Below are 21,100 nucleotides of genomic sequence, written 5' to 3'. Positions count from 1 at the left end.
TGAAGGGCGCCCACTCCGTCTCGTACGGGGTGGGCGCCCTTCGGCGTTCCTACGGGATGCCGAGTTCGAAGATCACGTAGTGCGCGTACCAGCCCGACGCGATGGACGCCGTCGCGAAGAACACCGCCAGGCTCGGCCACTTCAGCCGGCTCAGGGCCGCCGCCGGGGCCAGCAGCAGGGGGAAGGCCGGGAGCAGGTAGCGGCCCGTGTTGCCGAACATCTGCTGGGTGCCCAGCACGGTGATCACGCTCGCCAGCGTGTACGCGACCAGCACCAGCGGAGGCTTCTTGCGCAGCATCAGCGCGATCAGGAAGGGCAGCGCCAGGACGAGCTGGACGGCCAGCAGGTCGGGCACCGTGAACGCGAACAGGTAGTCGTGGCGGCCGACGGCCGTGTTGCGCAGCACGTCGAGGGTGTAGGCGCCGAAGTCGAAGTAGTGCGCCCACCCCTCGCGCTGGAGCGTGAAGTACGCGGTGAGGTCGCCCATGCTGAGGCCGACCCAGGCGATGTAGGTGAGCAGGCCGAGCGGTGCGGCGATCATCGCGTACACGGGACCGGCGATCCCGTGCTCGCGTCTGCTCTCGCGCCGGGCGAGGGTCACGATCGCGGCCAGCCCGACGGCGCCGATGAGCGCGGCGGACGTCGGCCGGTTGAGCCCGGCGAGGAAGGCGAGGAGCCCGGCGGCCACCCAGCGGCCCTTCATCACGCAGTAGCAGCACCAGGCCGCTATGGCGACGAACACCGACTCCGAGTAGACCGCCCACTCCACGCCCGCGCCGGGCGCCACCGCCCACAGCCCGGCCGCGATGGTGCCCGCCCGCACCCCGGCGAGCGTCGAGACGACGGCGTAGATGCCGGCGGCGGCGAGGAAGGAGGCCAGGACCGACACGAGGATCCCGGAACCGTAGAGGCCCAGTCCTGTGATCTCGGACACGCCTCGGATCAGGCCCGGGTAGAGCGGGAAAAAGGCGACCGAGTCCTGCTTGACCGTGAACAGGCCGCCCGGATCGAGCCGTTGGAGCGGCTTGGGGTCGTAGCCCTTCTCGGCGACCTGGAGGTACCACCAGCCGTCCCAGGTGGCGAGGACGTCCCACCAGTGGGCGCCGCCGCCGAAGCGCGGGTTCTTCTTCTGGTACTCGCCGGCCCACTCCAGGAGCCAGGCGAACACGGTCAGCCCGACGAGCTTCATCGTGCCGTAGAGGAGCAGCGGGGCGAGGTACGGTCGTACCCCGTCCGGCAGCGTGAGGCGGCGGAGCCTCGAGAGCCGCTCCTCTCGCCCGCCGGGCACGGCGGAGCCCGTCGCCGTGTCCTTGGAAGCCGTGCTCATGGCTGGGGTCCCCCCTCGGCCGATCGTCGGACACCAGGGCGAGGCGGCAGAGCTGTCCGGTTGATCGTGAAGTCTGGTCATAAGAATGTGGTCATAAGATCGCGCAACAGAGTCGCACATGTGCGCCACAGGTTGGGGGAGGACGGGTGACCGAAGCGCGAACCGCCGAGGATACGGCGACTGTGTTGTCGGTCGTCATACCCATGTACAACGAGGAAGAGGTCCTTCCGGCGCTGGTCAGCCGGTTGCGACCGGTCCTTGCGGGTCTCGGTGTCCGCTACGAGGTCGTCGCGGTGGACGACGGCAGCGCCGACCGCACGGCCGAGCTGCTCGCCGCCTTCCGGCTGGGCTGGCCGGAACTGCGCATCATCGGCCTGCGCCGCAACTCCGGCCACCAGGCGGCTCTCACCGCCGGTCTCGACCGGGCGCTCGGCGCGTACGTCGTCAGCATCGACGCCGACCTCCAGGACCCGCCCGAGAAGATCGCCGACATGCTCGCACTGGCCCGCGCCGAGAACCTCGACATCGTCTATGGCATCCGCGCGGACCGGGCCAGCGACACCGGCTTCAAGCGGTGGACGGCGGGCCTGTACTACCGTCTCGTGCGCCGGCTCGCGGGGGAGGACGTCCCGGCCCAGGCCGGTGACTTCAGGCTGCTGAGCAGGGCCGCGGTGGACGCCCTGAAGGCCCTGCCCGACCAGCAGCGCGTCTACCGGCTGCTGGTGCCCTGGCTGGGCTTCCCCAGCGGTGAGGTCACCTATGAGCGCGCGCCGCGGCCGGCGGGCGAGAGCAAGTACCCCCTGGGCCGGATGATCCGGCTGGCCGTCGACAGTGTCACCGGGTTCTCCGCGGCCCCCCTGCGTATCGCCACCTGGCTGGGCGGCTTCGCCTTCTTGGTCTGCCTCGCCCTGATGGGCTACACCCTGAGCGCGTACGCCCTGGGTCGCACCGTGCCCGGCTGGACGTCCCTGTTCATCGGCGTGATGTTCGTCGGCGCGGTCCAGCTGATCTGCGTGGGGCTGCTCGGCGAGTACGTGGGGCGCATCTACACGGCCGTACAGAACCGGCCGACGTACTTCGTCGGACGGGACACGGCGCAGGACGCCGCGCAGGAGAGCGCTCCGCTACCACGGAGCCTGCGGCAGGGCTCGTAAACCTTCGGCGTGTCGGTGGCGGGGCCTTTGTTTTGACCGAAGTGAATGCGCTAGGTACGCTCAGACCTTGTGCCTGGGGTGTGCCCTGGCCCGTGTGCGTGTCTTCAACCGCACAGGGGTCTGAGAAGTGGCCACCGCAATCTGCGTCTCTTTCTGCCTCGCGGCGGAAATCCGCGGGTTCGACACACCCGACCGCGTGGGTCGGCGAAGTTCCAGGTTAGCTGTACAAATCGGCACACAGAAACCGGAGAAGTAGTGCCTACGATCCAGCAGCTGGTCCGTAAGGGCCGGCAGGACAAGGTCGAGAAGAACAAGACGCCCGCACTCGAGGGTTCCCCTCAGCGCCGCGGCGTCTGCACGCGTGTGTTCACGACCACCCCGAAGAAGCCGAACTCGGCCCTGCGTAAGGTCGCGCGTGTGCGTCTGACCAGCGGGATCGAGGTCACCGCTTACATTCCGGGTGAGGGACACAACCTGCAGGAGCACTCCATCGTGCTCGTGCGCGGTGGCCGTGTGAAGGACCTGCCGGGTGTTCGCTACAAGATCATCCGCGGCTCCCTCGACACCCAGGGTGTCAAGAACCGCAAGCAGGCCCGCAGCCGCTACGGCGCCAAGAAGGAGAAGTAAGAAATGCCTCGTAAGGGCCCTGCCCCGAAGCGCCCGGTCATCATCGACCCGGTCTACGGTTCTCCTCTTGTCACGTCGCTCATCAACAAGGTGCTGCTGAACGGCAAGCGCTCCACCGCCGAGCGCATCGTCTACGGCGCCATGGAGGGCCTGCGCGAGAAGACCGGCAACGACCCGGTCATCACGCTGAAGCGCGCTCTCGAGAACATCAAGCCGACCATCGAGGTCAAGTCCCGCCGTGTCGGTGGCGCGACCTACCAGGTTCCGGTCGAGGTCAAGCCGGGTCGCGCGAGCACCCTGGCGCTACGCTGGCTCGTGGGCTACTCCCGCGCCCGTCGCGAGAAGACCATGACCGAGCGCCTGCTCAACGAGCTTCTCGACGCGTCCAACGGCCTTGGTGCCGCTGTGAAGAAGCGCGAGGACACCCACAAGATGGCCGAGTCCAACAAGGCCTTCGCGCACTACCGCTGGTAGTCGCTACCCACATCGAGACCGAGAGAAGACTGAAGCCTTATGGCTACCACTTCACTTGACCTGGCCAAGGTCCGCAACATCGGGATCATGGCCCACATCGACGCGGGCAAGACGACCACCACCGAGCGGATCCTGTTCTACACCGGTGTGTCTTACAAGATCGGTGAGGTCCACGACGGCGCTGCCACCATGGACTGGATGGAGCAGGAGCAGGAGCGTGGCATCACGATCACCTCTGCTGCCACCACCTGTCACTGGCCGCTGGCCGACGTCGACCACACCATCAACATCATCGACACCCCGGGCCACGTCGACTTCACCGTCGAGGTGGAGCGTTCCCTGCGCGTGCTCGACGGTGCCGTGACCGTGTTCGACGGCGTCGCCGGCGTCGAGCCCCAGTCCGAGACGGTGTGGCGTCAGGCGGACCGCTACGGCGTCCCCCGCATCTGCTTCGTCAACAAGCTCGACCGGACCGGTGCCGAGTTCCACCGCTGCGTCGACATGATCTCTGACCGCCTCGGCGCTCAGCCGATCGTCATGCAGCTCCCGATCGGTGCCGAGGCCGACTTCAAGGGCGTCGTCGACCTGGTCACGATGAAGGCGTTCGTGTGGTCCGCCGAGGCCACCAAGGGCGAGATGTACGACATCGTCGACATCCCGGCCACGCACACCGAGGCTGCCGAGGAGTACCGCGGCAAGCTCATCGAGGCCGTCGCCGAGAACGACGAAGAGATCATGGAGCTGTACCTGGAGGGCGAGGAGCCTTCCGAGGAGCAGCTGTACGCCGCGATCCGTCGTGTCACCATCGCGTCCGGCAAGTCCAAGGACACCACCGTCACCCCGGTGTTCTGCGGCACCGCGTTCAAGAACAAGGGCGTTCAGCCCCTGCTCGACGCGGTCGTGCGCTACCTCCCCTCCCCGCTCGACGTCGAGGCCATCGAGGGCCACGCCGTGAACGACCCGGAGGAGGTCGTCAAGCGCAAGCCGTCCGACGACGAGCCGCTGTCGGCGCTGGCGTTCAAGATCATGAGCGACCCGCACCTCGGCAAGCTCACCTTCGTTCGCGTGTACTCCGGCCGCCTGGAGTCCGGCACCGCCGTGCTGAACTCCGTCAAGGGCAAGAAGGAGCGCATCGGCAAGATCTACCGCATGCACGCCAACAAGCGTGAGGAGATCGCCGCGGTCGGCGCCGGCGACATCGTCGCCGTCATGGGTCTGAAGCAGACCACGACCGGTGAGACGCTGTGTGACGACAAGGCCCCCGTGATCCTGGAGTCCATGGACTTCCCGGCTCCGGTCATCCAGGTCGCCATCGAGCCCAAGTCGAAGGGCGACCAGGAGAAGCTGGGCATCGCGATCCAGCGCCTGGCCGAGGAGGACCCGTCGTTCCAGGTCCACTCGGACGAGGAGACCGGCCAGACCATCATCGGCGGCATGGGCGAACTGCACCTCGAGGTGCTGGTCGACCGTATGCGCCGTGAGTTCAAGGTCGAGGCCAACGTCGGCAAGCCGCAGGTCGCCTACCGCGAGACCATCCGCAAGGCGGTCGACCGGGTCGACTACACGCACAAGAAGCAGACTGGTGGTACCGGCCAGTTCGCCAAGGTGCAGATCGCGATCGAGCCGATCGAGGGCGGCGACGCCTCGTACGAGTTCGTGAACAAGGTGACCGGTGGTCGTATCCCGAAGGAGTACATCCCTTCGGTCGACGCCGGTGCGCAGGAGGCCATGCAGTTCGGCATCCTCGCCGGTTACGAGATGACCGGCGTGCGCGTCACCCTGCTCGACGGTGGCTACCACGAGGTGGACTCCTCCGAGCTCGCCTTCAAGATCGCCGGTTCGCAGGCCTTCAAGGAGGCCGCGCGCAAGGCCAGCCCCGTGCTGCTCGAGCCGATGATGGCCGTCGAGGTCACCACGCCCGAGGACTACATGGGCGAGGTCATCGGCGACATCAACTCCCGCCGTGGTCAGATCCAGGCCATGGAGGAGCGGGCCGGTGCCCGCGTCGTCAAGGGCCTGGTGCCCCTGTCGGAGATGTTCGGCTACGTCGGCGACCTCCGCAGCAAGACGTCGGGTCGCGCGAGCTACTCGATGCAGTTCGACTCCTACGCCGAGGTTCCCCGGAACGTCGCCGAGGAGATCATCGCGAAGGCCAAGGGCGAGTAACGCACCGCGTTCACACGCTTTAGGCTTGACTCCGGAGCCTCTGGGGCAACCACCCGCATTCGTCAAGGATCGTGGGTGTTTGCCCCGGGCCCGGGCCATGACAGCAAAGATCACCTGGCGCCGATGAAGTAAGGCGTACCAGAACCACTCCCAGGAGGACCCCAGTGGCGAAGGCGAAGTTCGAGCGGACTAAGCCGCACGTCAACATCGGCACCATCGGTCACATCGACCACGGTAAGACGACCCTCACGGCCGCCATTACCAAGGTGCTGCACGACGCGTACCCGGACCTGAACGAGGCTTCGGCCTTCGACCAGATCGACAAGGCTCCTGAGGAGCGTCAGCGCGGTATCACGATCTCCATCGCGCACGTCGAGTACCAGACCGAGACGCGTCACTACGCCCACGTCGACTGCCCCGGTCACGCGGACTACATCAAGAACATGATCACGGGTGCGGCGCAGATGGACGGCGCCATCCTCGTCGTCGCCGCCACCGACGGCCCGATGCCGCAGACCAAGGAGCACGTGCTCCTGGCCCGCCAGGTCGGCGTTCCGTACATCGTCGTCGCCCTGAACAAGGCCGACATGGTGGACGACGAGGAGATCCTGGAGCTCGTCGAGCTCGAGGTCCGTGAGCTCCTCTCCGAGTACGAGTTCCCGGGCGACGACCTGCCGGTCGTCAAGGTCTCGGCGCTCAAGGCGCTCGAGGGCGACGCCGAGTGGGGTCAGACGGTCCTCGACCTGATGGCCGCGGTCGACGAGTCGATCCCGACCCCCGAGCGTGACGTCGACAAGCCGTTCCTCATGCCCGTCGAGGACGTCTTCACGATCACCGGTCGCGGTACGGTCGTCACCGGCCGTATCGAGCGTGGTGTCCTGAAGGTCAACGAGACCGTCGACATCATCGGTATCAAGCAGGACAAGACCACCACCACGGTCACCGGTATCGAGATGTTCCGCAAGCTGCTCGACGAGGGCCAGGCCGGTGAGAACGTCGGTCTGCTGCTCCGCGGCATCAAGCGCGAGGACGTCGAGCGCGGCCAGGTCATCATCAAGCCGGGCTCGGTCACCCCGCACACCGAGTTCGAGGCCCAGGCCTACATCCTGTCGAAGGACGAGGGTGGCCGTCACACCCCCTTCTTCAACAACTACCGTCCGCAGTTCTACTTCCGTACGACGGACGTGACCGGCGTCGTGACCCTCCCCGAGGGCACCGAGATGGTCATGCCGGGTGACAACACCGAGATGAAGGTGGAGCTCATCCAGCCCGTCGCCATGGAAGAGGGCCTGAAGTTCGCCATCCGTGAGGGTGGCCGGACGGTCGGCGCCGGCCAGGTCACCAAGATCAACAAGTAAGTCTTGTTGTTCGACCTGGTAGCTCCAGCCTGAGCTGAGCACCTGAGAGGGCCCGTACGACTTTGGTCGTACGGGCCCTTTCGCATGGGCTGCGACAGGGAACGGGCCTGCCGGGCCTGCCGGGCCTGCCGGGCCTGCCGGGCCTGCTCAGGCGGGGTAGCGGGGGAGTCCTTGGGTGGAGATCGTCCAGTCGGCGATGGTGACCTCCTCGCCGTAGACGAAGTCCTTGCGGGTGGCGTAGCGGGGGCCGGCGGGGGTGGGGTGGATGTCGCTGAGGACGGCCCCGGAGCCGGTGCGGGGGTCGAAGATCGCGTAGACGGGAACGCCCATCAGGGGGTAGTCACGCGTCTTGCTCACCCAGTCGTTGTCCGGGTTGGAGCGGGAGACGACCTCGATGGCGGCGACCAGGGTGCGGGGGTCGAAGGAGCCCTCTCCCTGCATGTCCGCCTCGGCGATCACCATGAGGTCAGGCCGTCGCAGGATCCCTTCGGGCTCGCACTCGACATCGGGTTTGCCCGTGTGGGCGACGATCTCTTCCGGCATCGACTTCTCAAGGCGCTTACGTAGATGGAGAGCGGTGAGCTCGTGTCGGCCGACGGGTGCCCTGAGATCATGGGCGACGCCTTCTTTGGTGACCTCGAAGTTGCCGGCCAGGGTGTCGTCCATGGACTGAACGAAATCGCGCATGACCCGGTAGATGTGGGCGGGGTGCGGGCGGATCGGCATGTGCAGAAACCGAGATAGGTGATCTGGACGATGTAAACGCGTTCGCTGCGCACGACGACCTGGTAACCGAACCAGCCGCCGGAGACGATGATTTCGCCGCCCTTCGGGTCGATCCCCTCATGGGCACGACCGTGAATGTGTAGGGCTTCGGCTGCCCTCACCAGTTCGTCGGCCTTGCGTTCCACGGCGGTGAGGAAGTCCGCAGGGGCGGCATGAGCAGATTCTTCGGCAGCGAAGGCGTATTCCCACTTCCAGCTCACTCGCGCACTGCCTTCAGGGCCTCATCGAGGACCGCGCTCAGCTCGCGGAGCGCTTCCCGCGCGATCACCGGATCCTCATGTTCCAGATCGCTCTCCGCCTGGGCGTAGCGGGTGGAGAGGTCCGGGCGGCGGGCGATCTCGATCTCCTTGGCCCAGATCAGGACCCAGCTCTGTACCGGGCTGAGCGATTGCCACTCGACCGCTTTGGCAAAGGCCTCGTCCTTCATGGCCTGCATCTCGTCCAGGCGGCCTGGGGCAACGACGGCAAGAGCTGCGTGCAGGGCATCAGGAGTCAGCTCGGGACGGGGGATCAGCTCGTGCCCGTGGTCGGCCTGAGTGCTCATGATGTCCTCCTGGGGGTGCCCCGGCCAGAGTATCCGGCCTGAGGGCAGAGAACGGGACAGAACGGGCTCAGGCGGCGGTGGCGACACGGGAAGCGCGGCAGTCACGGCAGAGGAGTCCAGACGGCGGTGAGCGGAAGGGGCGGTCGCAGCCGTGGCAGGTCGGGAGCGGGCCTCGCGCGGGCGGTGGAGGCTCCGGTGCCCGGAAGGGAGGCGGGGGTGGGAGCTGGGCGGTGAGGCGGTGGGCGAGGAGGGCGGCCGGTCGGCGCAGCGGGTCCGGTGGGAGGTCCGAGGTGAGGGCTTGGCGTACGGCGACGGTGCTGACCTCGCGTTCCAGCCAGGCGGCGACTCCGGGGGCGAGGTGCTCGGTGTCGGTGGCGGAGAGGAGGAGGCGAGGGTCATGGCGGCGCAGGCCGGCGAGGAGGTCCGTCGCTGTCTGGATGAGGGCGGGAGCTGGGTACGCCGGGCGCGGCACGGCGGGGAGGGCCTTGCGGGGTGCCGCCGCCCGCTTGGTGGGGACGTGGTCGGCTGCCGGACGGCGTTCGCGGTGGCCGGGGCGGTTGCAGGAGATCGTGCGGGTGATGATCCTGCCGCCGGGGATGCGGGTGCGTTCGCGGCGGAGGTAGCCGTGGGTCTCCAGTTCGCGCAGGGCGGCGGCGATACGGGTCGAGCCCTCGGGGAAGCGGGCGGTGAGCGTCTTGATGTCGACGCGGACGCCCTTGGGCAGCGACTGGATGTGCACGGCCAGGCCGATCGCGAGCAGCGACAGCTCCTGGTGCTGGGCGAGGTGGTTGCCGATCACCGTGAAGCGTTCGGTGTGGCGGGCGTTGTCGTGGATGAGTCCGCCCGCGTGGGGGTGATTTTTGCCCGGGATGCGGGACTCGGCGCATGGGGGCGCGCTAGGGTTTTCCGTGTCCATCGGGAAGCTCTCTTCTTCCTCGGTGGTCAGGCCCTCGCATTGGGATTGCACTCCCGGCGGGGGCCGTCGCATGTCTGCTGTGGGTGTTGGTGATGCTGCGCTGAGCGTAGGGCACGCAACCCGCCCCAAATCCACTCAAGTTGGCATATTCACTCGCGGGAGTGAGTTTGCGCTGCGGGCGGGAGGGGTGGGGCTTGGTGGGGTCATTTCACCTCGGTGGTCCTTGGGAAAGACCGCCCCTGCGACCGAAGTGCAGGGGATCGGGTTCCGGTGCCGATGACATACCGATCTCCGCCCAGACCGTCTTGCGCGGCCGCCGCCCCTCGGTCACTCCCCAGCGGTCGGCGAACGCGTCCACGAGGAGCAGGCCCCGGCCCGACTCGCTGTCGCCGGGGGCCTGTTGGAGGTACGGCAGCCGGTCACCGCGTGTGTCCGTGACCTCGATACGGAGGGTGTCGCCGATGACGTACAGCACGAGCTGGAAGTCACGGCCGGGGACGCGGCCATGGGTGACGGCATTGGCGGCGAGTTCCGCGACGATGTGGGCCGCCGGGTCCAGGGGCAGCCCCCAGGAGCGGAGTTGCTCTGTGGCCAGCAGACGGGCGAGACGGGCTCCGCGGGGCGTGGGGGACAGGCGCACGTCGAAGTTGCGGATGGGGGAGGCGAGGCGGGGGGTTTTCTGAATCACGTCACTCAGCGTGTTGGCGCATGCGTACCGTTAACAGTGACAACGCGGTTGCGTAGGGTCACTGTCCATCTCTTGTCCGGCCGTGTCCAGGCCTGTCGAGGGCGGGCGTACGGGTAACGCCGTGGTGGCAATGACGGGACGACGGAGGGGTGCGGAATGTCGGTCGACGGGCAGGCGGTACGGCTCAAGGACGAGGCGGACGAGCCGGGTTGGGAGGTCGACCCGGACGATGAGTGGGGCGTCGCGGTCGTCGCCACGGTGGGGCGGCAGCTGAGGCTGCGCCGCGAGTCGGTGGGGATGCGGGTCGCCGACTTCGCGGTGGCGGTGGGTTACGGCGAGGACATGGTGTACAAGATCGAGAGCGGGAAGCGGATCCCGAGGCCCGAGTATCTGGACAGGGCGGACGAGATTCTGGGGGCGGGGGGCTTGCTCTCGGCCATGAACGAGGACGTGAAGAGGGTCCAGTACCCGAAGAAGGTGCGCGAGATCGCGGAGCTGGAGGCGAAGGCGGTCGAAATCCAGCTCTACGATCCCCTGAGCATCCACGGGCTCTTGCAGACGCCTGAGTACGGACGGGGGCTGCTTCTGATGCGGCGGCCCGCGTACACCGACGTCGAGGTGGAGCGTTTCGTCGCCGCCCGTGTGGGGCGCAAGTCCGTCTTCGAGCGGGACCCGATGCCCGAACTCAGCTTCGTGGTGGAGGAGTGGACGCTGCGACGCCCGCTCGGCGGGAGGGAGGCGTTGCGCCGTCAGCTCGAACACCTGCTGGAGACAGGGAGGTTGCGAAACGTCGAGCTTCAGGTGATGCCGATGGATCGCGAGGAACACGCTGGAGTTGACGGTGGGATCGAGGTGCTGAAGTTCGGTGACGGGTCGGCCCTGGGGCGTTCTCCTGTGGTGGCCAACGGCCGGGCGGTATCCGACCTGAAGCAGCTCCGTATCCTTGAACTGCGGTATGGCATCATCCGAGCTCAGGCACTCACTCCGCGTGAGTCGTCGGCCTTCATCGAGCAACTGCTGGGGGAAACATGATCCAGGACCTGGTGTGGTTCAAGAGCACCTACAGCAGCGGCTCCGAAGGCGACTCCTGCGTCGAAGTCGCCGCTGCCCCCGCCGCCGTCCACGTCCGTGACTCCAAGAACCCGGAGGAGGGTCCCACCTTTCACGTCGCCCCGGCCGCCTGGGCTGCCTTCATCGCCGCGGCGCGCTGACCGCGTAGCCCTTAACCGCCCTCTGTCTCAAGGGTGTTGGGCGCGCCTACCATGTGCCGCAGGGAGTGGCTCGGCCGTGCGTAGGGGGGATCGTGCTGGGCGAGATTTTCGTGGCACTCATCACCACTGTGGGCACGGTGTGGGTGGCCTTCATATCACTCCGTGCCGGTTCGCAGCGGGTGAGCAGGCGCTACAACAAACCGTTGATGGACCTGTGCGCCCTCTGGGGGCGTACCAGAGGCGTGGCCGAAGCCGCCGTCGACAGCTGCGTCCAGGCGTTGGAGGAGCGACGGGAGGAGGCGGCCTCCCGAACCACACTGACGGCCACCCAGCGCGACGAGCTGTTCTGTGCGGAGACGCGGCCGAGCCCAGAACTTTACGAGGCGCTGCGCGGCGAGTTCTCCATGTCGAGAGACGGGCTGCTCGCCGAGTTCGGCATGTACGAGGATGCCGTGAAACAGTTCCGGACGGAGCTTCGCAGGTTCGGCGACCGGATCGACGTCATGAGCTCTGCGCCGCGGCTTTCCGAGATCGGCATCGATCGCTATCTCCCAGCTCTGGAGTCCGCGCTGCAGGAGTTCGACGCAGCGTTCGAGCGGTGCCTGAGCAGCTACCTGCAACGGAAGAACGGCGCTTTCCTCTCACCGGAGCGGCGTAGGCTCCGCAAACAGGCGGAAGACCGCAACAAGAACTTCCGGCACAGCGGCAGAAGCGCCTTCGCCAGTCAGCCCGAGTCCGAGTCCGAGTCCGCCGACGGCTCTGGTCAGGGCGAAGGCGCGCCATCCGGCGGAGCCGAGCCGCCGCCCTGCGGGTACTGCATCTGGCGCTGCCCTCACGCACCGGCCCAGACGCCAGCGCCTGCGCCTGCGCCTGCGTCCGCTGCCCCCGCGACCGCCGACCTGACAGGCGTGCGAGCAGCACTCGCCGCGCCTCGCGTTTGACCTGCGTCACGTCCGGGGTATTCTCTCCGGCTCGATTGGCCAGGCCCCTGCCCCATATGGCAGACTGTCGGAGTTGCTCGGTCGAGTGTTGATGCTGCGCGCCTCCCGCCGGGAGGACCGGAAGCGAGTCCCACAGTACTCGTCGCCCTAACTGCCTGATGGCAGCGCTGGGGCGGACGTACGGGAATCTTTCGGGAAGTGTCAGTGCGGCGCCGACCAGGCACCCGGTGGGCCTTTCGTCCCCGGCTTGCGGTTCCGGAAGGGCCGTGCTTTCCCAGCAGGGATGTTCGAACAAGGGGCATCTGTGTCGGCGAGAGCGCGACACACCCGACCGCGTGGGTCGGAGAACGAAGTGAAACGGACCATCTGGTTCCAGAGCGTTAGAAGAGACAGGACTACTGAGTAGCCATGGCGGGACAGAAGATCCGCATCCGGCTCAAGGCCTACGACCACGAGGTCATCGACAGCTCGGCGAAGAAGATCGTCGAGACGGTGACGCGTACTGGTGCGTCGGTCGCGGGCCCGGTGCCGCTGCCCACTGAGAAGAACGTGTACTGCGTCATCAAGTCGCCGCACAAGTACAAGGACTCGCGCGAGCACTTCGAGATGCGCACGCACAAGCGCCTGATCGACATTCTCGACCCGACCCCCAAGACCGTTGACTCTCTGATGCGACTCGACCTCCCGGCCGGTGTCGACATCGAGATCAAGCTCTGAGGGCTGGTGATCTGAGAATGGCTAAGCAGATCAAGGGCATCCTGGGCGAGAAGCTCGGCATGACGCAGGTGTGGGACGAGAACAACCGTGTTGTTCCGGTCACCGTCGTCAAGGCCGGCCCGAACGTCGTGACCCAGGTCCGCACGAACGACAGCGACGGCTACGAGTCGGTCCAGATCGCCTTCGGCGAGATCGACCCGCGCAAGGTGAACAAGCCCCTCAAGGGCCACTTCGCCAAGGCCGACGTCACGCCCCGTCGCCACCTCGTCGAGATCCGGACGGCCGATGCCGCCGAGTACACGCTCGGTCAGGAAATCACCGCCGAGGTCTTCGAGGCCGGCGTGAAGGTCGACGTGACCGGCAAGAGCAAGGGCAAGGGCTTCGCCGGTGTCATGAAGCGTCACAACTTCAAGGGCCTCGGCGCCGGACACGGCACCCAGCGCAAGCACCGCTCGCCCGGTTCCATCGGTGGCTGCGCCACCCCGGGCCGCGTGTTCAAGGGCCTCCGCATGGCGGGTCGCATGGGCAACGAGCGTGTCACCACCCAGAACCTGACCGTCCACGCCGTTGACGCGGAGAAGGGTCTGCTGCTCATCAAGGGCGCTGTCCCCGGTCCGAACGGCGGCCTCGTCCTGGTCCGCACCGCGGCCAAGGGGGCCTGAGGTAACCGATGAGCACTGTTGACATCCTTTCGCCTGCCGGCGAGAAGACCGGTAGCGTCGAGCTCCCCGCGGAGATCTTCGGCGTGGAGAAGGTCAGCATCCCGCTGATCCACCAGGTCGTCGTCGCGCAGAACGCCGCTGCCCGTCAGGGCACGCACAAGACCAAGACCCGCGGCGAGGTTCGTGGTGGCGGTAAGAAGCCTTACCGTCAGAAGGGCACCGGCCGTGCGCGCCAGGGCTCTACCCGCGCGCCCCAGTTCGCCGGTGGTGGCGTCGTGCACGGTCCCGTGCCGCGCGACTACTCGCAGCGGACCCCGAAGAAGATGAAGGCTGCCGCCCTGCGTCACGCCCTCACCGACCGGGCCCGCCACAACCGCATTCACGTCGTCACCGGCGTGATCGAGGGCGAGACCCCCTCCACCAAGGCCGCTCGCACGCTGTTCGGCAAGATCTCGGAGCGCAAGAACCTGCTCCTGGTCGTCGACCGCGCCGACGAGGCCGCGTGGCTGTCCGCCCGCAACCTGCCCCAGGTGCACATCCTGGAGCCGGGCCAGCTGAACACGTACGACGTGATCGTCTCGGACGACGTGGTCTTCACCCAGGCCGCTCTCGAGTCCTTCGTCGCCGGCCCGAAGGCCAACGACACCGAAGGGAGTGACGCCTGATGGCTACGCGTCACCCGAGCATTGCCGCCAAGGCTGCCAAGGCCGCCAAGGCCGCGCGCGTCGCCAAGGCGAAGCGCCACGCCACCGAGGGCAAGAACACCGTCGTCACCGCGCCCAGCAAGGCGTACACGGACCCCCGTGACGTGCTGCTGAAGCCGGTCGTGTCGGAGAAGAGCTACGCGCTCCTCGACGAGAACAAGTACACGTTCATCGTCGACCCGAACGCCAACAAGACCCAGATCAAGCAGGCCGTCCAGGCGGTCTTCTCGGTCAAGGTCACCGGGGTCAACACGATCAACCGCATCGGCAAGCGCAAGCGCACGAAGACCGGTTTCGGTCAGCGTGCCGCCACCAAGCGAGCGATCGTGACCCTTGCTGAGGGCGACCGTATCGACATCTTCGGCGGTCCGACCGCCTAAGGGCGGTCCGGATCGTCCGATATCGGACGAGGACTGAAAAATGGGAATCCGCAAGTACAAGCCGACTACGCCGGGCCGTCGTGGCTCCAGCGTCGCCGACTTCGTCGAGGTCACGCGGTCCACGCCGGAGAAGTCGCTGGTCCGCCCGCTGCACAGCAAGGGCGGCCGTAACAACGCCGGTCGTGTGACCGTTCGCCACCAGGGTGGCGGACACAAGCGCGCCTACCGTGTCATCGACTTCCGTCGTCACGACAAGGACGGCGTGCCGGCGAAGGTCGCGCACATCGAGTACGACCCCAACCGCACCGCGCGCATCGCGCTGCTGCACTACGCCGACGGCGAGAAGCGCTACATCCTCGCCCCGCGCAACCTGCAGCAGGGCGACCGCGTCGAGAACGGTCCCGGGGCCGACATCAAGCCGGGCAACAACCTGGCGCTCCGCAACATCCCGGTCGGTACCACGATCCACGCGATCGAGCTCCGTCCCGGTGGCGGTGCCAAGTTCGCCCGCTCCGCCGGCGCCTCCGTGCAGCTGCTCGCGAAGGAGGGCACGATGGCCCACCTTCGTATGCCGTCCGGTGAGATCCGCCTGGTCGACCAGCGCTGCCGCGCCACGGTCGGCGAGGTCGGCAACGCCGAGCAGAGCAACATCAACTGGGGCAAGGCCGGCCGCAAGCGCTGGCTGGGCGTCCGCCCGACCGTTCGCGGTGTGGCGATGAACCCGGTTGACCACCCCCACGGTGGTGGTGAGGGCAAGACCTCCGGTGGTCGCCACCCGGTCAGCCCCTGGGGTCAGAAGGAGGGTCGTACTCGTTCGCCGAAGAAGGCTTCGAACAAGTACATCGTCCGCCGCCGCAAGACGAACAAGAAGCGCTAGGAGCGGGTTTAGATGCCGCGCAGTCTCAAGAAGGGGCCCTTCGTCGACGGACACCTCGTAAAGAAGGTGGACGCCCAGAACGAAGCCGGTTCCAAGAACGTCATCAAGACCTGGTCCCGTCGCTCGATGATCATTCCCAGCATGCTGGGCCACACGATCGCGGTGCACAACGGCAAGACCCACATTCCGGTGTTTGTCACCGAGTCGATGGTCGGCCACAAGCTCGGCGAGTTCTCGCCGACGCGCACCTTCCGGGGTCACGTCAAGGACGACCGGAAGTCGAAGCGCCGCTAGTAGCGGGGTGGAATGACCATGACAGACACTGGAAGGACAACCATGGAAGCCAGGGCCCAGGCGCGGTACATCCGCGTCACGCCCATGAAGGCCCGCCGGGTGGTGGACCTTATCCGTGGCATGGACGCCACGGAGGCTCAGGCGGTCCTGCGTTTCGCCCCGCAGGCCGCGAGCGTGCCGGTCGGCAAGGTGCTGGACAGCGCCATTGCCAACGCCGCGCACAACTACGACCACACTGACGCCGACAGCCTCTTCATCTCCGAGGCCTACGTCGACGAGGGCCCGACCCTGAAGCGGTTCCGTCCGCGCGCCCAGGGCCGCGCCTACCGGATCCGCAAGCGGACCAGCCACATCACCGTGGTCGTCAGCAGCAAGGAAGGGACCCGGTAATGGGCCAGAAGGTTAACCCGCATGGGTTCCGGCTCGGCATCACCACGGACTTCAAGTCCCGCTGGTACGCCGACAAGTCGTACAAGGAATACGTCAAGGAAGACGTCGCCATCCGTCGGATGATGACGTCCGGCATGGAGCGCGCCGGCATCTCGAAGGTGGAGATCGAGCGCACCCGTGACCGCGTCCGCGTCGACATCCACACCGCGCGTCCGGGCATCGTCATCGGCCGCCGCGGCGCCGAGGCCGACCGTATCCGCGGCGACCTGGAGAAGCTGACCAAGAAGCAGGTCCAGCTGAACATCCTCGAGGTCAAGAACCCCGAGGTCGACGCTCAGCTGGTGGCCCAGGCCGTCGCCGAGCAGCTCTCCTCCCGCGTCTCCTTCCGTCGCGCCATGCGTAAGAGCATGCAGTCGGCGATGAAGGCGGGCGCCAAGGGCATCAAGATCCAGTGCGGTGGCCGCCTCGGCGGCGCCGAGATGTCCCGCTCGGAGTTCTACCGCGAGGGCCGTGTGCCCCTGCACACGCTCCGCGCGAACGTGGACTACGGCTTCTTCGAGGCCAAGACGACCTTCGGCCGCATCGGCGTGAAGGTCTGGATCTACAAGGGCGACGTCAAGAACATCGCCGAGGTCCGCGCCGAGAACGCCGCTGCCCGCGCCGGCAACCGCCCGGCCCGTGGTGGCGCTGACCGCCCGGCCCGTGGTGGCCGCGGTGGCGAGCGTGGCGGTCGCGGTCGCAAGCCGCAGCAGGCTCCCGCCGCCGAGGCCCCCAAGGCCGAGGCTCCGGCGGCTGCCGCTCCGGCTGAGAGCACCGGAACGGAGGCCTGACCGACATGCTGATCCCCCGTAGGGTCAAGCACCGCAAGCAGCACCACCCGAAGCGCCGTGGTCAGGCCAAGGGCGGTACGACGGTCTCGTTCGGCGAGTACGGCATTCAGGCCCTCACGCCGGCGTACGTGACCAACCGCCAGATCGAGGCGGCCCGTATCGCGATGACCCGCCACATCAAGCGTGGCGGCAAGGTCTGGATCAACATCTACCCGGACCGCCCGCTCACGAAGAAGCCTGCCGAGACCCGCATGGGTTCCGGTAAGGGTTCTCCCGAGTGGTGGATCGCGAACGTGCACCCGGGCCGGGTCATGTTCGAGCTGTCCTACCCCAACGAGAAGATCGCCCGTGAGGCCCTGACTCGCGCAGCCCACAAGCTGCCGATGAAGTGCCGGATCGTCAAGCGCGAGGCAGGTGAAGCGTGATGTCGGCCGGTACCAAGGCGTCCGAGCTGCGCGAACTGGGTGACGAGGAGCTTCTGGCGAAGCTTCGCGAAGCCAAGGAAGAGCTGTTCAACCTCCGCTTCCAGGCGGCGACGGGTCAGCTCGAGAACCACGGTCGGCTCAAGGCCGTCCGTAAGGACATCGCGCGGATCTACACCCTGATGCGTGAGCGCGAGCTGGGCATCGAGACGGTGGAGAGCGCCTGATGAGTGAGAACAACGTGACTGAGCAGACTGCAGAGGCCCGCGGCTTCCGCAAGACCCGTGAGGGTCTCGTCGTCAGCGACAAGATGGACAAGACCGTCGTCGTCGCTGTCGAGGACCGCGTCAAGCACGCGCTGTACGGCAAGGTCATCCGCCGTACGAACAAGCTCAAGGCGCACGACGAGCAGAACGCTGCGGGCGTCGGCGACCGTGTCCTCCTCGCGGAGACCCGGCCGCTGTCCGCGACGAAGCGCTGGCGCATCGTCGAGATCCTCGAGAAGGCCAAGTAATTCCTGCGGGGGTAATCCCGCAGGTCAGTTCCGCCAGGCTCGGGGCGGGGCGTTAGTTAGTTACCTACTTACGCCCCGCCCCGGGAACCGGCAGACAAACAGGAGATAGACGTGATCCAGCAGGAGTCGCGACTGCGTGTCGCCGACAACACTGGTGCGAAGGAAATCCTTTGCATCCGTGTGCTCGGTGGCTCCGGTCGCCGCTACGCGGGCATCGGTGACGTCATCGTCGCCACCGTCAAGGACGCGATCCCCGGTGGCAACGTGAAGAAGGGTGACGTCGTCAAGGCGGTCATCGTTCGCACCGTCAAGGAGCGCCGCCGTCCGGACGGCTCGTACATCCGCTTCGACGAGAACGCCGCCGTCATTCTGAAGAACGACGGCGACCCTCGCGGCACCCGCATCTTCGGCCCGGTCGGGCGTGAGCTGCGCGAGAAGAAGTTCATGAAGATCATCTCGCTGGCTCCGGAGGTGCTGTAAGCATGAAGATCAAGAAGGGCGACCTGGTCCAGGTCATCACCGGTAAGGACAAGGGCAAGCAGGGCAAGGTCATCGCGGCCTTCCCCCGTGAGGACCGCGTCCTGGTCGAGGGTGTCAACCGGGTCAAGAAGCACACGAAGGCCGGTCCGACCGCCAAGGGCTCGCAGGCCGGCGGCATCGTGACCACCGAGGCCCCGATCCACGTGTCCAACGTTCAGCTGGTCGTGGAGAAGGACGGCAACAAGGTCGTCACGCGCGTCGGTTACCGCTTCGACGACGAGGGCAACAAGATCCGCGTTGCCAAGCGGACGGGTGAGGACATCTGATGGCTACCACCACGACTCCGCGTCTGAAGACGAAGTACCGCGAGGAGATCGCGGGCAAGCTGCGTGAGGAGTTCTCCTACGAGAACGTCATGCAGATCCCCGGCCTCGTCAAGATCGTGGTCAACATGGGTGTGGGCGACGCCGCCCGCGACTCCAAGCTGATCGAGGGCGCCATCCGCGACCTCACCACGATCACCGGTCAGAAGCCGGCCGTCACCAAGGCCCGCAAGTCCATCGCGCAGTTCAAGCTGCGTGAGGGTCAGCCGATCGGTGCCCACGTCACGCTTCGTGGCGACCGCATGTGGGAGTTCCTGGACCGCACCCTGTCGCTCGCGCTCCCGCGCATCCGCGACTTCCGCGGCCTGTCCCCCAAGCAGTTCGACGGCCGTGGCAACTACACCTTCGGTCTCACGGAGCAGGTCATGTTCCACGAGATCGACCAGGACAAGATCGACCGCGTCCGGGGTATGGACATCACCGTGGTCACCACGGCGACCAACGACGCTGAGGGCCGCGCGCTCCTTCGTCACCTCGGCTTCCCCTTCAAGGAGGCGTGAGCGAGATGGCGAAGAAGGCTCTGATCGCGAAGGCTGCTCGTAAGCCCAAGTTCGCTGTGCGGGCTTACAACCGCTGCCAGCGCTGCGGTCGTCCGCACTCCGTGTACCGCAAGTTCGGCCTCTGCCGTGTGTGCCTTCGTGAGATGGCTCACCGCGGCGAGCTGCCGGGCGTGACCAAGAGCTCCTGGTAAACCCCCTAAACAGGGTTCCAGAGGCTCTCGGTAAGTAAAGGGCAGTGTCAGGTGCCCGTCCCTCCATGGCGTAGGCTGGGAGGGTTGGGCGCCTGACGCCCGTACGACTTACTACGCCGTAGGTCCACCGCGCCGCACCCGTCCCGTCTCGGATCGGGGAGAGGGATGGCGCACCAGGAAACCCCGGCGAGAGAGGCCACAGGCCAATTCATGACCATGACTGATCCGATCGCAGACATGCTTACGCGTCTGCGGAACGCGAACTCGGCGTACCACGACTCCGTGACGATGCCGGCATCGAAGATCAAGTCTCACATCGCGGAGATCCTCCAGCAGGAGGGCTTCATCACGGGTTGGAAGACCGAGGACGCCGAGGTCGGCAAGAACCTCGTTCTCGAGCTGAAGTTCGGCCCGAACCGTGAGCGCTCCATCGCGGGCATCAAGCGGATCTCCAAGCCCGGTCTCCGGGTTTACGCGAAGTCCACCTCCCTGCCCAAGGTGCTGGGCGGCCTCGGCGTGGCGATCATCTCCACGTCGCACGGTCTCCTCACCGACAAGCAGGCCGGCAAGAAGGGCGTAGGCGGAGAAGTTCTCGCCTACGTCTGGTAACGGAAGGGAACGGAGGAAACAGCTATGTCGCGTATTGGCAAGCTCCCCATCACGGTTCCCGCCGGTGTGGACGTCACCATCGACGGCCAGACGGTCTCGGTCAAGGGCCCCAAGGGCTCGTTGTCCCACATCGTCGTTTCGCCGATCGAGATCGCCAAGGGTGAGGACGGCGTTCTGAACGTCACCCGCCCCAACGACGAGCGTCAGAGCAAGGCCCTGCACGGCCTGTCCCGCACGCTGGTGGCGAACATGATCACCGGCGTGACCGAGGGTTACGTGAAGAAGCTCGAGATCAGTGGTGTCGGTTACCGCGTGACCGCGAAGGGCTCGAACCTCGAGTTCGCGCTCGGTTACAGCCACCCGATCACCGTCGAGGCGCCCGAGGGAATCACCTTCAAGGTGGAGACCCCGACCCGCTTCCAGGTCGAGGGCATCGACAAGCAGAAGGTCGGCGAGGTTGCGGCCAACATCCGCAAGCTGCGCAAGCCCGACCCGTACAAGGCCAAGGGTGTCAAGTACGAGGGCGAAGTCATCCGCCGCAAGGTCGGAAAGGCGGGTAAGTAAGCCATGGCATACGGGCAGAAGATCCTGAAGGGCGACGCCTACAAGCGCGCCGCGATCAAGCGCCGTCACATCCGGATCCGCAAGCGGATCTCCGGTACGGCGGAGCGTCCCCGTCTGGTCGTTACCCGCTCCAACCGCCACATCGTGGCGCAGGTGATCGACGACCTCAAGGGCCACACCGTGGCCTCGGCGTCCACGCTGGACACCTCGATCCGCGGTGCCGAGGGCGACAAGTCCGCCCAGGCCAAGCAGGTCGGCGCCCTGGTCGCCGAGCGCGCCAAGGCCGCCGGTGTCGAGGCAGTCGTGTTCGACCGTGGTGGTAACCAGTACGCCGGGCGCATCGCCGCCCTGGCGGACGCCGCCCGCGAGGCCGGGCTCAAGTTCTGAGCCG

At 66.7% G+C, this 21,100-nt stretch carries 31 protein-coding genes; 26 read left to right on the top strand and 5 right to left on the bottom strand.

Annotated features, from left to right (window positions below; genetic code table 11):
* Window positions 1-49: 49 nt before the first annotated feature.
* On the bottom strand, window positions 50-1,327 hold the full coding sequence (locus tag B5557_RS17910) for a glycosyltransferase family 39 protein (RefSeq protein WP_079660426.1): 1,278 nt from the start codon (window positions 1,325-1,327) through the stop codon (window positions 50-52).
* 146 nt (window positions 1,328-1,473) lie between these two features.
* Here B5557_RS17910 and B5557_RS17905 point away from each other — a divergent pair, with 146 nt between their 5' ends.
* From B5557_RS17905 to tuf, 5 genes are all read left to right on the top strand, one after another.
* Entirely contained in the window at window positions 1,474-2,481 is a 1,008-nt protein-coding gene (locus B5557_RS17905) for a glycosyltransferase family 2 protein (RefSeq protein WP_079660425.1), read from the top strand.
* Between the two features lie 255 nt (window positions 2,482-2,736).
* Window positions 2,737-3,108 (top strand): 30S ribosomal protein S12, encoded by a 372-nt coding sequence (gene rpsL / locus B5557_RS17900; protein ID WP_003948652.1) that lies wholly within the window; start codon window positions 2,737-2,739, stop codon window positions 3,106-3,108.
* A gap of 3 nt (window positions 3,109-3,111) precedes the next feature.
* Window positions 3,112-3,582 carry a 30S ribosomal protein S7 gene (gene rpsG, locus B5557_RS17895; protein ID WP_030788318.1) on the top strand — a complete coding sequence of 157 codons (471 nt, stop codon included), beginning with the start codon at window positions 3,112-3,114 and terminating at the stop codon, window positions 3,580-3,582.
* Window positions 3,583-3,621: 39 nt separating this feature from the next.
* Complete coding sequence (gene fusA, locus B5557_RS17890) at window positions 3,622-5,748, top strand: elongation factor G (protein ID WP_079660424.1); 2,127 nt, start codon at window positions 3,622-3,624, stop codon at window positions 5,746-5,748.
* A gap of 164 nt (window positions 5,749-5,912) precedes the next feature.
* Window positions 5,913-7,106 carry an elongation factor Tu gene (gene tuf, locus B5557_RS17885; RefSeq protein ID WP_079660423.1) on the top strand — a complete coding sequence of 398 codons (1,194 nt, stop codon included), beginning with the start codon at window positions 5,913-5,915 and terminating at the stop codon, window positions 7,104-7,106.
* Window positions 7,107-7,253: 147 nt separating this feature from the next.
* Here tuf and B5557_RS17880 read toward each other — a convergent pair whose 3' ends face one another.
* The 4 genes from B5557_RS17880 to B5557_RS17860 all read right to left on the bottom strand — a co-directional run bounded on the left by B5557_RS17880 (window position 7,254) and on the right by B5557_RS17860 (window position 10,040).
* On the bottom strand, window positions 7,254-7,793 hold the full coding sequence (locus B5557_RS17880) for a Uma2 family endonuclease (RefSeq protein WP_107472720.1): 540 nt from the start codon (window positions 7,791-7,793) through the stop codon (window positions 7,254-7,256).
* A gap of 295 nt (window positions 7,794-8,088) precedes the next feature.
* A complete protein-coding gene (locus B5557_RS17870; RefSeq protein WP_079660421.1) occupies window positions 8,089-8,436 on the bottom strand; it encodes a hypothetical protein in 348 nt (115 codons plus the stop codon).
* A gap of 67 nt (window positions 8,437-8,503) precedes the next feature.
* Window positions 8,504-9,352 (bottom strand): helix-turn-helix domain-containing protein, encoded by an 849-nt coding sequence (locus B5557_RS17865; RefSeq protein WP_079660420.1) that lies wholly within the window; start codon window positions 9,350-9,352, stop codon window positions 8,504-8,506.
* A 208-nt stretch (window positions 9,353-9,560) separates the two neighbouring features.
* On the bottom strand, window positions 9,561-10,040 hold the full coding sequence (locus B5557_RS17860; protein ID WP_079660419.1) for an ATP-binding protein: 480 nt from the start codon (window positions 10,038-10,040) through the stop codon (window positions 9,561-9,563).
* A gap of 156 nt (window positions 10,041-10,196) precedes the next feature.
* Here B5557_RS17860 and B5557_RS17855 point away from each other — a divergent pair, with 156 nt between their 5' ends.
* From B5557_RS17855 to rplR, 21 genes are all read left to right on the top strand, one after another.
* A complete protein-coding gene (locus B5557_RS17855; protein ID WP_079660418.1) occupies window positions 10,197-11,072 on the top strand; it encodes a helix-turn-helix domain-containing protein in 876 nt (291 codons plus the stop codon).
* The gene (locus B5557_RS17850) at window positions 11,069-11,251 is read left to right on the top strand and encodes a DUF397 domain-containing protein (protein WP_079660417.1); all 183 of its coding nucleotides are present in this window, start codon (window positions 11,069-11,071) and stop codon (window positions 11,249-11,251) included. Before B5557_RS17855 ends, B5557_RS17850 begins: the two co-directional genes overlap by 4 nt.
* A 92-nt stretch (window positions 11,252-11,343) precedes the next feature.
* Complete coding sequence (locus B5557_RS17845; RefSeq protein WP_079660416.1) at window positions 11,344-12,192, top strand: hypothetical protein; 849 nt, start codon at window positions 11,344-11,346, stop codon at window positions 12,190-12,192.
* A 408-nt stretch (window positions 12,193-12,600) separates the two neighbouring features.
* Entirely contained in the window at window positions 12,601-12,909 is a 309-nt protein-coding gene (rpsJ, locus tag B5557_RS17840; RefSeq protein WP_003948644.1) for a 30S ribosomal protein S10, read from the top strand.
* A 17-nt stretch (window positions 12,910-12,926) separates the two neighbouring features.
* On the top strand, window positions 12,927-13,571 hold the full coding sequence (rplC, locus tag B5557_RS17835; protein ID WP_069770402.1) for a 50S ribosomal protein L3: 645 nt from the start codon (window positions 12,927-12,929) through the stop codon (window positions 13,569-13,571).
* Between the two features lie 8 nt (window positions 13,572-13,579).
* Entirely contained in the window at window positions 13,580-14,236 is a 657-nt protein-coding gene (gene rplD, locus B5557_RS17830) for a 50S ribosomal protein L4 (protein ID WP_079660415.1), read from the top strand.
* Window positions 14,236-14,655 carry a 50S ribosomal protein L23 gene (rplW, locus tag B5557_RS17825; protein WP_079660414.1) on the top strand — a complete coding sequence of 140 codons (420 nt, stop codon included), beginning with the start codon at window positions 14,236-14,238 and terminating at the stop codon, window positions 14,653-14,655. Before rplD ends, rplW begins: the two co-directional genes overlap by 1 nt.
* A 40-nt stretch (window positions 14,656-14,695) precedes the next feature.
* Window positions 14,696-15,532 carry a 50S ribosomal protein L2 gene (gene rplB, locus B5557_RS17820; protein WP_007384068.1) on the top strand — a complete coding sequence of 279 codons (837 nt, stop codon included), beginning with the start codon at window positions 14,696-14,698 and terminating at the stop codon, window positions 15,530-15,532.
* 12 nt (window positions 15,533-15,544) lie between these two features.
* On the top strand, window positions 15,545-15,826 hold the full coding sequence (gene rpsS, locus B5557_RS17815; protein ID WP_018528354.1) for a 30S ribosomal protein S19: 282 nt from the start codon (window positions 15,545-15,547) through the stop codon (window positions 15,824-15,826).
* Window positions 15,827-15,868: 42 nt separating this feature from the next.
* Window positions 15,869-16,216 carry a 50S ribosomal protein L22 gene (gene rplV, locus B5557_RS17810; protein ID WP_003974262.1) on the top strand — a complete coding sequence of 116 codons (348 nt, stop codon included), beginning with the start codon at window positions 15,869-15,871 and terminating at the stop codon, window positions 16,214-16,216.
* Window positions 16,216-17,046 (top strand): 30S ribosomal protein S3, encoded by an 831-nt coding sequence (rpsC, locus tag B5557_RS17805; protein ID WP_079660413.1) that lies wholly within the window; start codon window positions 16,216-16,218, stop codon window positions 17,044-17,046. The genes rplV and rpsC overlap by 1 nt, the downstream gene beginning before the upstream one ends.
* Before the next feature lie 5 nt (window positions 17,047-17,051).
* Window positions 17,052-17,471 carry a 50S ribosomal protein L16 gene (gene rplP, locus B5557_RS17800; protein ID WP_006140905.1) on the top strand — a complete coding sequence of 140 codons (420 nt, stop codon included), beginning with the start codon at window positions 17,052-17,054 and terminating at the stop codon, window positions 17,469-17,471.
* On the top strand, window positions 17,471-17,695 hold the full coding sequence (rpmC, locus tag B5557_RS17795; RefSeq protein WP_003998824.1) for a 50S ribosomal protein L29: 225 nt from the start codon (window positions 17,471-17,473) through the stop codon (window positions 17,693-17,695). Before rplP ends, rpmC begins: the two co-directional genes overlap by 1 nt.
* Complete coding sequence (gene rpsQ, locus B5557_RS17790; RefSeq protein WP_079660412.1) at window positions 17,695-17,982, top strand: 30S ribosomal protein S17; 288 nt, start codon at window positions 17,695-17,697, stop codon at window positions 17,980-17,982. The genes rpmC and rpsQ overlap by 1 nt, the downstream gene beginning before the upstream one ends.
* A 111-nt stretch (window positions 17,983-18,093) precedes the next feature.
* Window positions 18,094-18,462 carry a 50S ribosomal protein L14 gene (rplN, locus tag B5557_RS17785; protein WP_003998823.1) on the top strand — a complete coding sequence of 123 codons (369 nt, stop codon included), beginning with the start codon at window positions 18,094-18,096 and terminating at the stop codon, window positions 18,460-18,462.
* Window positions 18,463-18,464: 2 nt separating this feature from the next.
* Complete coding sequence (rplX, locus tag B5557_RS17780) at window positions 18,465-18,788, top strand: 50S ribosomal protein L24 (RefSeq protein WP_030039760.1); 324 nt, start codon at window positions 18,465-18,467, stop codon at window positions 18,786-18,788.
* A complete protein-coding gene (rplE, locus tag B5557_RS17775) occupies window positions 18,788-19,345 on the top strand; it encodes a 50S ribosomal protein L5 (RefSeq protein WP_030788262.1) in 558 nt (185 codons plus the stop codon). Before rplX ends, rplE begins: the two co-directional genes overlap by 1 nt.
* Window positions 19,346-19,350: 5 nt before the next feature.
* The gene (locus B5557_RS17770) at window positions 19,351-19,536 is read left to right on the top strand and encodes a type Z 30S ribosomal protein S14 (RefSeq protein WP_030890724.1); all 186 of its coding nucleotides are present in this window, start codon (window positions 19,351-19,353) and stop codon (window positions 19,534-19,536) included.
* 210 nt (window positions 19,537-19,746) lie between these two features.
* The gene (gene rpsH, locus B5557_RS17760; RefSeq protein WP_055592171.1) at window positions 19,747-20,145 is read left to right on the top strand and encodes a 30S ribosomal protein S8; all 399 of its coding nucleotides are present in this window, start codon (window positions 19,747-19,749) and stop codon (window positions 20,143-20,145) included.
* Window positions 20,146-20,169: 24 nt separating this feature from the next.
* Window positions 20,170-20,709 (top strand): 50S ribosomal protein L6, encoded by a 540-nt coding sequence (gene rplF / locus B5557_RS17755; RefSeq protein WP_079660411.1) that lies wholly within the window; start codon window positions 20,170-20,172, stop codon window positions 20,707-20,709.
* Window positions 20,710-20,712: 3 nt separating this feature from the next.
* Window positions 20,713-21,096: a 50S ribosomal protein L18 gene (rplR, locus tag B5557_RS17750; RefSeq protein WP_079660410.1), complete on the top strand. Its 384-nt coding sequence runs from the start codon at window positions 20,713-20,715 to the stop codon at window positions 21,094-21,096.
* The last annotated feature ends 4 nt before the right edge of the window (window positions 21,097-21,100 follow it).

This window comes from Streptomyces sp. 3214.6 (assembly GCF_900129855.1).
Taxonomy (GTDB): domain Bacteria; phylum Actinomycetota; class Actinomycetes; order Streptomycetales; family Streptomycetaceae; genus Streptomyces; species Streptomyces soliscabiei.
Note: the sequence above shows the minus strand (reverse complement) of the source record. Positions and strands in the feature narration are given on the sequence as shown.

Coding starts and splice junctions, on each gene's coding strand:
- rpsS (WP_018528354.1), top strand. CDS start 15,545: ATGCCGCGCAGTCTCAAGAAGGGGCCCTTCGTCGACGGACACCTCGTA.
- rplE (WP_030788262.1), top strand. CDS start 18,788: ATGGCTACCACCACGACTCCGCGTCTGAAGACGAAGTACCGCGAGGAG.
- rpsC (WP_079660413.1), top strand. CDS start 16,216: ATGGGCCAGAAGGTTAACCCGCATGGGTTCCGGCTCGGCATCACCACG.
- B5557_RS17880 (WP_107472720.1), bottom strand. CDS start 7,793: ATGCGCGATTTCGTTCAGTCCATGGACGACACCCTGGCCGGCAACTTC.
- rpmC (WP_003998824.1), top strand. CDS start 17,471: ATGTCGGCCGGTACCAAGGCGTCCGAGCTGCGCGAACTGGGTGACGAG.
- rplF (WP_079660411.1), top strand. CDS start 20,170: ATGTCGCGTATTGGCAAGCTCCCCATCACGGTTCCCGCCGGTGTGGAC.
- rplV (WP_003974262.1), top strand. CDS start 15,869: ATGGAAGCCAGGGCCCAGGCGCGGTACATCCGCGTCACGCCCATGAAG.
- rpsQ (WP_079660412.1), top strand. CDS start 17,695: ATGAGTGAGAACAACGTGACTGAGCAGACTGCAGAGGCCCGCGGCTTC.
- B5557_RS17870 (WP_079660421.1), bottom strand. CDS start 8,436: ATGAGCACTCAGGCCGACCACGGGCACGAGCTGATCCCCCGTCCCGAG.
- rplD (WP_079660415.1), top strand. CDS start 13,580: ATGAGCACTGTTGACATCCTTTCGCCTGCCGGCGAGAAGACCGGTAGC.
- B5557_RS17855 (WP_079660418.1), top strand. CDS start 10,197: ATGTCGGTCGACGGGCAGGCGGTACGGCTCAAGGACGAGGCGGACGAG.
- rplC (WP_069770402.1), top strand. CDS start 12,927: ATGGCTAAGCAGATCAAGGGCATCCTGGGCGAGAAGCTCGGCATGACG.
- rplB (WP_007384068.1), top strand. CDS start 14,696: ATGGGAATCCGCAAGTACAAGCCGACTACGCCGGGCCGTCGTGGCTCC.
- B5557_RS17850 (WP_079660417.1), top strand. CDS start 11,069: ATGATCCAGGACCTGGTGTGGTTCAAGAGCACCTACAGCAGCGGCTCC.
- rplP (WP_006140905.1), top strand. CDS start 17,052: ATGCTGATCCCCCGTAGGGTCAAGCACCGCAAGCAGCACCACCCGAAG.
- rpsG (WP_030788318.1), top strand. CDS start 3,112: ATGCCTCGTAAGGGCCCTGCCCCGAAGCGCCCGGTCATCATCGACCCG.
- rpsH (WP_055592171.1), top strand. CDS start 19,747: ATGACCATGACTGATCCGATCGCAGACATGCTTACGCGTCTGCGGAAC.
- rplX (WP_030039760.1), top strand. CDS start 18,465: ATGAAGATCAAGAAGGGCGACCTGGTCCAGGTCATCACCGGTAAGGAC.
- rpsJ (WP_003948644.1), top strand. CDS start 12,601: ATGGCGGGACAGAAGATCCGCATCCGGCTCAAGGCCTACGACCACGAG.
- rplR (WP_079660410.1), top strand. CDS start 20,713: ATGGCATACGGGCAGAAGATCCTGAAGGGCGACGCCTACAAGCGCGCC.
- B5557_RS17865 (WP_079660420.1), bottom strand. CDS start 9,352: ATGGACACGGAAAACCCTAGCGCGCCCCCATGCGCCGAGTCCCGCATC.
- B5557_RS17910 (WP_079660426.1), bottom strand. CDS start 1,327: ATGAGCACGGCTTCCAAGGACACGGCGACGGGCTCCGCCGTGCCCGGC.
- B5557_RS17770 (WP_030890724.1), top strand. CDS start 19,351: ATGGCGAAGAAGGCTCTGATCGCGAAGGCTGCTCGTAAGCCCAAGTTC.
- fusA (WP_079660424.1), top strand. CDS start 3,622: ATGGCTACCACTTCACTTGACCTGGCCAAGGTCCGCAACATCGGGATC.
- rplW (WP_079660414.1), top strand. CDS start 14,236: ATGGCTACGCGTCACCCGAGCATTGCCGCCAAGGCTGCCAAGGCCGCC.